At 76.2% G+C, this 4490-nt stretch carries 5 protein-coding genes; 2 read left to right on the top strand and 3 right to left on the bottom strand.

Translation table 11 applies throughout. The annotated features are described in order from the left end of the window. The first annotated feature begins 232 nt into the window (after positions 1-232). A complete protein-coding gene (locus tag DLJ47_RS00460; protein ID WP_109898139.1) occupies positions 233-841 on the top strand; it encodes a cysteine hydrolase family protein in 609 nt (202 codons plus the stop codon). Positions 842-844: 3 nt separating this feature from the next. Beyond that, positions 845-1825, top strand: coding sequence for a GlxA family transcriptional regulator (locus DLJ47_RS00455; RefSeq protein ID WP_109898138.1), 981 nt, complete (start codon positions 845-847; stop codon positions 1823-1825). Here DLJ47_RS00455 and DLJ47_RS00450 read toward each other — a convergent pair. The 3 genes from DLJ47_RS00450 to DLJ47_RS00440 form a co-directional block, all read right to left on the bottom strand. Then, positions 1707-2435: a hypothetical protein gene (locus DLJ47_RS00450; RefSeq protein WP_109898137.1), complete on the bottom strand. Its 729-nt coding sequence runs from the start codon at positions 2433-2435 to the stop codon at positions 1707-1709. The two genes, DLJ47_RS00455 and DLJ47_RS00450, sit on opposite strands and share 119 nt — an antisense overlap. Positions 2436-2509: 74 nt before the next feature. Beyond that, the gene (locus DLJ47_RS00445) at positions 2510-3223 is read right to left on the bottom strand and encodes a response regulator transcription factor (RefSeq protein ID WP_109898136.1); all 714 of its coding nucleotides are present in this window, start codon (positions 3221-3223) and stop codon (positions 2510-2512) included. After that, complete coding sequence (locus DLJ47_RS00440) at positions 3196-4404, bottom strand: hypothetical protein (RefSeq protein ID WP_109898135.1); 1209 nt, start codon at positions 4402-4404, stop codon at positions 3196-3198. Before DLJ47_RS00440 ends, DLJ47_RS00445 begins: the two co-directional genes overlap by 28 nt. Positions 4405-4490 lie beyond the last annotated feature (86 nt).

Below are 4490 nucleotides of genomic sequence, written 5' to 3'. Positions count from 1 at the left end.
CCCCGGAGGAGGCCGCCGCCCTCGACCGCGGGGACCGCCGCACCTCCCCGGCCTGACCCAGCCGTCCACGAGCTCGCACTGCCCCGCCCTCGGCGTGACGGACGGAGGGCGCGGACGGCGGGCCGGTACCGCAGGATCGCGGAACGGCGGGGCGGGAGGTTGGCCGGATCGTTCCGCAGCGGGGCAGGATGGTGTCTGCCGCCCCGGCCCCCGGCCAGCCAGGATTCAGGTCATGAGCAGAGCAGCACTCGTCGTCATCGACGTCCAGGAGTCCTTCCGGCAGCGCCCGATCTGGGCGTACGCCTCGAACCCCGACATCGTCGGCGCGGTCGGCCGGCTGGTCGCCGCGGCGCGGGACCGGGGCGACGTGGTGGTCTGGGTCCTGCACGCCGAACCCGGCAGCGGCGGCGTCTTCGACCCGGCGAACGGGCACGTCCGGCTGATCGACGGGCTGGCGCCGGCGGCGGGGGAGCCGACCCTGGTGAAGACCTCGCACAACGCGTTCACCACCACCAACCTCCAGCAGGTGCTGACCCTGGCCGGCATCCGCGACGTCACCGTCTGCGGGATCCGCACCGAGCAGTGTGTGGAGACCACCGCCCGGGTCGGCTGCGACCTCGGCTACGAGATGACCTTCGTGACCGACGCCACGGTGACCTTCCCGACCCCGCACCGGGACCTGCCGGAGACCGCCACCCTGGCCGAGATCCTCGCCGACCCGCGCACCCTCTCCACCGACGAGATGATCGCCCGCACCGAGTACGCGCTGGCCGGCCGGTTCGCCACCGTCCGGACGGTGGCCGAGGTGACCGGCGCGGTCCCGGCCGGCGCGCGGGGCTGAGCCGTGGCCCGGGTCGTCTTCCTGCTGGTCCCGCAGCTGCACCTGCTGGACCTCGCCGGGCCGGCCCAGGTCTTCTCCGCCGCCGCCGACCTCGGGTACGACTACCGGCTGCACTACGTCGCCGACCGGCCGCAGGTCCCGACCGTGCAGGGCGTACCGCTGGTGGCCGGGCTGGACTGGCCCGAGCTGACCCGCGACGATCTGGTGGTCGTACCCGGGTGGCGGACCAGCGCGCACGGCCCGCAGGGGCCAGTCGGCCCGGACGACCTGCGGCGGCTGGCCGAGCACCACGCCCGGGGCGGCACAGTGGCCAGCGTCTGCGCCGGCGCGTACGCCCTGGGCCGGGCCGGCCTGCTCGACGGCCGGCGCTGCACCACCCACCACGACGTGCAGGACGACCTGGACCGGCGGTTCCCGGCGGCCCGGGTGGTCCGCGACGTGCTCTACGTGGTCGACGACCGGGTGGTCACCTCGGCCGGCATCGCCAGCGGCATCGACGTGGCGCTGCACCTGGTGGCCACCCGGCACGGCCCGTCGGCGGCCGCCCGGATCGCCCGGACGATGGTCGTCTACGCCCGGCGCAACGGCCACGAGCAGCAGGCCAGCGCCATGATGCGGTACCGCTCGCACCTGTCCGACGCGGTGCACCGGGTGCAGGATCTGATCGACTCCCGGTTCGCCGAGCCGCTGCCGCTGGCCGAGCTGGCCGCCGCCGGCGGGGTCGCCGAGCGCACCCTGACCCGGCTGTTCCGCCAGGCCACCGGGCTGACCCCGCTCGGCTACCAGCAGCTGTTGCGGGTGGAGCGCGCCGAGCACCTGATCGGGCACGGCAGCACCGTGGAGGCGGCGGCCCGCACAGTCGGGTTCACCGACGCCCGCATGCTGCGCCGGCTGCGGGCCCGAGCGACCCGGAGCCCGCGCCCGCCGGGTGGTAGTAGTCGTCCCGGGACCGGAACTCCACCGGCAGCGATCCGGGCAGCGTGATCCGGCCGTCGCCGGCCAGCGGCCCGCCGCCGGCGCGCAGCCGCAGCACGTCCCGCTCGGCCGGGGAGAGGTCGACCAGCTGCGGCCGGGTCAGCCGGAACGCCGCCACCGACCGGCGTACCTGCCGGGCCAGTTCGGTGACCTCGTCGGCCGGGCCGGCCAGGGCGAGCGCCGGCTGCCAGATGGTGCGCAGCGCGTCGCAGACCACCAGCAGCTCGGCCGGCCGGTCCGGCCCGGCCGGCACCAGCTCCAGCCGGGACGGCCACTGCCAGCGGATCTGACCACTGACCAGGCCCGGCGTCCGGACCCGGTGGCGGTGCCGGGCGGTGTCCCGTGCCCCGCCGACCACGGCGAGCTGCCACCCACCGCCGGCGTACGCGATCCGCCGGTCGGTGACGGTCACCGCCACCGCCGCCGGCAGCGCCCACCGCTGCCACGCCTCGGTCGGGCCGAGCAGGTAGCCGGCGGCGTGCAGCCGGTGCCGCCACAGCACCCGCTCGCCCGGCTCGGGCACCAACTCGTGGCGCCGGTCGAGCACCGGGGCGACGTCGTCGTCCGGGGCGTCGAACCGGTGCGGACCGATGAAGAAGGGGGACGCGTCGTCGTGCATGGTCAGGATCTCCCGGAGCAGACGGCCTTACCCACCGAGCGTCGCCGAACCGGACCACGGTGTCATGACACCCGTTAGGGGGTCGGCCGGTCGTGGGACGCCTGTGACCGGTAGATGCCGATCTCCTCCGGGCGGATGAGGCCGTCCTCGATCGCCCGGGCGAGCAGCGCCGCCTTCGTCGCGGCCGGCCGCCCCGCCCGGGTGTACTTGATCCGCGCCCGGTCGACGTACTGCTTGACCGTGTGTTCGCTGATCCGCATCCGGCGGGCCACCGAGGCCTTCGACATCGACTGGAACCACAGCAGCAGCGCCTCGCGTTCCTTGTCGGACAGCACGGGCCGGTCCGGGCGGGCGTCGCCGACGATCGCCCCGGCCAGCGCCGGCGGCACGTACGGGCGGTCGCTGGCGGCGGCCAGCACGGTGGCCACGCAGTGCTCCCGGCCCTCGTGCTTGGCGAGGAACGCCACCGCCCCCGCGTCCAGCGCGGCGAGCATGGTCTCCGGGTCGGTGTGCTCGGAGTAGACCACCACCCGCCGGCCCGCCGCGCTCAGCTCGGCGAGCTTGTCCAGCGCCATCCGACCGTGCAACCGCAGGTCGAGCAGGATCACGTCGGCGGTCGGGGCGGCCTGCAGCACCTCGTCCGGGTCGTCGCCGGTGGCCAGTACGGTCAGCCGGGGCTCGGTCGCCAGCCAGGCCCGTACCCCCTCGACCACCACCGGATGGTCGTCGACGATCGCCACGCCCACCGGTCGCTCGCCGGTCACCGGTGCCACCGGGTCTGCGTCCATGTGATCTCCCCGTCGTTTTCGTAGCGCAGTTCCACCAGGTCGTCGCCGTCGCCGCCGCAGGCCGGCGACGGCCCGGTGCCAGGGGGACCGTCCCGGTCCGGCGTGACCAGGCTGACCACCACCTCCGCCGGCCCGGCGACCACGGTCAGCCGGGCCCAGTCGCGGGCGCCGGCCAGGGCGGCGGTGGGCGGGTCGACCAACCGCCGGCGGACCTCGACCGGCAGCGGCGGCGGCGTGCCGATGGTGACCAGGTCGATCGGCAGGCCGCTGCGTTCGGCCAGGTCCGCGGCCGCCCGCAGCTCGTGCAGCAGCGGGTCGGGCACGTCGTCGGACTCGGCGATGAGCCGGCGCAGCCGGGCTGCGGCCAGCACGCAGCGGCGCTGCACGTCCGGGTCGGCCGGGTCGGCCCGCCCGTCGGCGAGTTCGGCGAGCACCTGCTCGGCGGTCCCGCTGACCAGCGCCAACCGTTCCCGGCGGTCCCGGCGGGCCCGCTCGGCGGCGTCCCGTTCCGCCGCCATCGCATGCGCCGCCGCGGCGGAGGCGGCCCGCTCCCGGGCCAGCGTGGCGATCACCGCGCCGCCCACGAAGACCGCCACCGGCAGCGACAGGGTGCCGTAGACGTACATCGCGTAGCGGGCCAGGTCGGCCGGGGCGGTCGCGCCGTGGCCGAGCACGGCGGCCAACGCGATCAGCGAGTGCGCGGCCAGCAGGGCGAGCAGCCCGATCACCCGCCGCCCCCAGAGCACCAGCACGAAGAACCAGCCGAGGGTGCCCCAGACCCAGTTGGCGGCGGTGAAGAGCTGCCGCTCGCCGGCCGCGGCGAAGACCGCCACGTCGACCACCAGCAGCAGCGCGGCCAGCGGCCAGGCCGGCAGCGGGGCGCCGCGCAGCAGTCGTACGCCGGCCAGCGCGCCGGTCGCCGCGACGACCAGCCAGCCGGTCGCCACCACCGCCGGGGCCGCGAGGTCCGCCCGGGCCGCCAGCACCGCCGGCAGCCCGATCGCGGCGTGCCAGGCGAGCGCGATCGCCACCACCACGATCCGGGCGCCCCGGTCGGAGGCGCTGGCCACGGCGGCCGCGGCCTGTCGCGCCTCGACCGCCACCGGCACGGCCACCGTCGGCCCGGTCGACTCGGTGCTTGTCGGATCGGCCGACGTGGCTTGAGCGGTGTCAGTGGACATCGGACCACTCCAGCCGGATGCGGGTGCCGGCGCCGGGGGTGGAGTCGACGATGGCCCGCCCGCCCACGCCCGCCATCCGGCTGGAG

Origin of the sequence: Micromonospora sp. S4605 (genome assembly GCF_003176715.1) — a bacterium.
GTDB lineage: Bacteria > Actinomycetota > Actinomycetes > Mycobacteriales > Micromonosporaceae > Micromonospora > Micromonospora echinaurantiaca.
Note: the sequence above shows the minus strand (reverse complement) of the source record. Positions and strands in the feature narration are given on the sequence as shown.